Origin of the sequence: Okeania sp. SIO2F4, from assembly GCF_010672385.1 — a bacterium.
Lineage (GTDB): Bacteria > Cyanobacteriota > Cyanobacteriia > Cyanobacteriales > Microcoleaceae > Trichodesmium.
Map to the genome: position 1 here is coordinate 1 of NZ_JAAHGT010001064.1, position 3,114 is coordinate 3,114.

Consider the following 3,114-nt stretch of genomic DNA (forward strand, 5'->3'; position numbering starts at 1 on the left):
TATTAGGGAGTAGGGAGTAGGGAGTAGGGAGTAGTCTAGGAACTAAAGGAAAATAAATTGATATTTCCAGAATTAGGGAGTAGGTTAGGGACTAGAGGGAAATAATTGATATTTCCATAAAAATAATTATGGTTTACCGATTAAATCTCAAAGTCTTTACAGGTAAAATTTTAGCCTTTTTACATATCAAAAAGTACCAGCTTTTTGCTTGATAGAGTTGAAAAAGTAAGTATTTTGGTTAGACAAAGGCAGAAAAATCAAGCAACTATTCTTTCAACCACCATCTCTATAACTCTCATTTCTCCTGAATAGAAAATACTCTTTAATCCTTAGCTTGACAGACTTTTTCAGCCAAACCAAAAATTTTATTTTCTATGATTTTAGATAATGAAAATTGTTCTAAAAGCATAGGATTTTAACATAAAAAAAGTAGCACAGATAAGGAGGCAGGTAACTGTGGGAAGAATTATGCCACTTGAGCGAGTGCGAAATATTGGCATTGCAGCTCATATTGATGCTGGTAAAACAACAACAACAGAGAGAATCCTATTTTATTCTGGCATAGTACATAAAATGGGAGAGGTTCACGATGGCACCGCAGTTACCGACTGGATGGCTCAAGAGCGAGAGCGTGGAATTACTATTACTGCGGCTGCTATTAGTACCAAATGGTTAGACCATCAAATTAATATTATTGATACTCCAGGACACGTAGACTTCACAATTGAAGTAGAACGTTCTATGAGGGTTCTGGATGGTATAATAGCTGTTTTTTGTTCTGTTGGAGGAGTACAACCTCAATCAGAAACGGTTTGGCGACAAGCTGACCGTTACCAAGTGCCTCGCATGGCCTTTGTGAATAAAATGGACAGGACAGGGGCTAATTTCTTCAAGGTATATGAGCAAATTCGCGATCGCCTCCGAGCTAATGCAGTTCCTATTCAAATTCCTATTGGTAGTGAAAATGAATTTAGGGGAATTGTAGATTTGGTGGGAATGAAAGCTTTTATCTATACTAATGACCAGGGAACAGATATTCAAGAAACAGAAATTCCAGCAGAAATACAAGAGTTAGCTCAAGAATATCATCTCAAGTTAATTGAGTCAGTGGCAGAAACTGATGATGCTTTGACAGAAAAGTATCTCGAAGGTGAGGAACTAACAAAAGAAGAAATTCGTAAAGCTCTACGTCAAGGGACTATTGCAGGAACAATTGTACCTATGTTATGTGGTTCTGCTTTCAAAAACAAAGGTGTTCAGCTTTTATTGGATGCAGTAGTAGATTATTTGCCTGCTCCTAAAGAAGTTCCACCAATTCAAGGTACATTGCCAAATGGAGAATTGGATGTAAGGCCAGCAGATGATGATGCCCCTCTAGCATCTCTGGCATTCAAAATTATGTCAGATCCTTATGGTCGTCTCACTTTCCTCCGCGTATATTCTGGAGTTCTTGCTAAAGGTAGTTATATTCTAAATTCTACTAAGGATAAGAAAGAAAGAATTTCTCGTCTAATTGTTCTCAAAGCTGATGAAAAAATAGATGTAGATGAACTACGGGCAGGAGATTTAGGGGCAGTTGTAGGTATGAAACATACCTTGACAGGAGATACAGTTTGTGATAAGGAAAATCCAATTATTCTGGAGTCTCTTTATGTCCCCGATCCAGTTATATCTGTGGCTGTGGAACCGAAAACTAAACAAGATATGGAAAAATTGTCTCAAGCTCTTCAGGCTCTTTCTGATGAAGACCCTACATTTAGAGTGAGTGTCGATCCAGAAACTAATCAAACGGTAATTGCTGGGATGGGTGAACTGCACCTGGAAATCTTGGTAGATAGGATGCTTAGGGAATACAAGGTGGAAGCTAATGTGGGTCAACCACAGGTAGCGTACCGAGAGACTATTCGCCAACAGGTTGAGGCTGAGGGTAAATTTATCCGTCAAAGTGGTGGTAAAGGTCAGTATGGTCATGTAGTCATAAATCTAGAACCGGGAGACCCAGGTAGTGGCTTTGAGTTTGTCTCTAAAATTGTTGGAGGGACAGTACCTAAAGAGTTTATTAGTCCAGCAGAGCAAGGAATGAAAGAAGCTTGTGAAGCTGGTGTTTTGGCTGGTTATCCATTAATAGATGTTAAGGCTACTCTAGTAGATGGATCTTACCATGATGTTGACTCTTCGGAAATGGCTTTTAAAATTGCTGGTTCTATGGCAATTAAAGAAGGTGTTACCAAGGCTTCACCTGTGTTATTAGAGCCTATGATGAAAGTAGAGGTAGAAGTACCTGAAGATTTTATTGGTAATATTATCGGAGACCTGAACTCTAGAAGAGGACAAATAGAGGGTCAGGGAGTGGAAACAGGTATGGCTAAAGTAACGGCAAAGGTTCCTTTAGCAGAAATGTTTGGTTATGCTACTGATATGAGGTCAAAAACTCAAGGTCGTGGTATCTTTTCAATGGAATTTAGTAATTACGAGGAAGTGCCTCGTAATGTGGCTGAGACTATCATTGCTAAAAGCAGAGGATATATTTAAGTAATCTGGAAAATTGTGTGTTTTTTAGGTTAAAATACTGGCTTTGGGGTAAATACAGAAGGGGAAAACTTATCTAAAGTTAATCAAACTTACTCATAATTATAGCTATCAAACTAAAATGAGTAAGTCTGTTTAGCTGTTTATCCATTGAGTCGTTATCAGTTACAATTAAGGTATGAAGCTAGTTGAACGTCATGTTATTACCAAATCGCATTATTTATGGTCAGAAATTGACCACAAGGCTTTTGTGTCAAAAAATCTGTTCAATTTAGCCAATTACCATTATCGTCAATATTTCTTTGAAAACAAAAAGAAATTAAATTTTCATGAACTTTATCACAAAGTATCTAAAAGTGACGATTATCGAAATTTACCTACCAAGGTAAGTAAGCAAATTATTAGGAGATTAGACTCAGCCTGGAGTAGTTATTTTGCAGCTTTAAGAGAGTGGCAAAAACAACCAAATAAATTTTTAGGGAAACCAAAAATTCCCAAATATAAACATAAAGCAAAAGGCCGAAATATTCTGCCCTATCCAGATGAATCAATTTATAAAAAAGCCTTAAAAAAAGGAATTTGTCA

The 3,114-nt window shown here is 37.2% G+C and carries 1 protein-coding gene and 1 pseudogene; both read left to right on the plus strand.

Annotation, left to right across the window (positions count from 1 at the left end; genetic code table 11):
• Window positions 1–456: 456 nt before the first annotated feature.
• Entirely contained in the window at window positions 457–2,532 is a 2,076-nt protein-coding gene (gene fusA / locus F6K22_RS37065; RefSeq protein ID WP_293109740.1) for an elongation factor G, read from the plus strand.
• Between the two features lie 175 nt (window positions 2,533–2,707).
• Window positions 2,708–3,114, plus strand: a pseudogene (locus F6K22_RS37070) (RNA-guided endonuclease TnpB family protein); the annotation flags it as partial.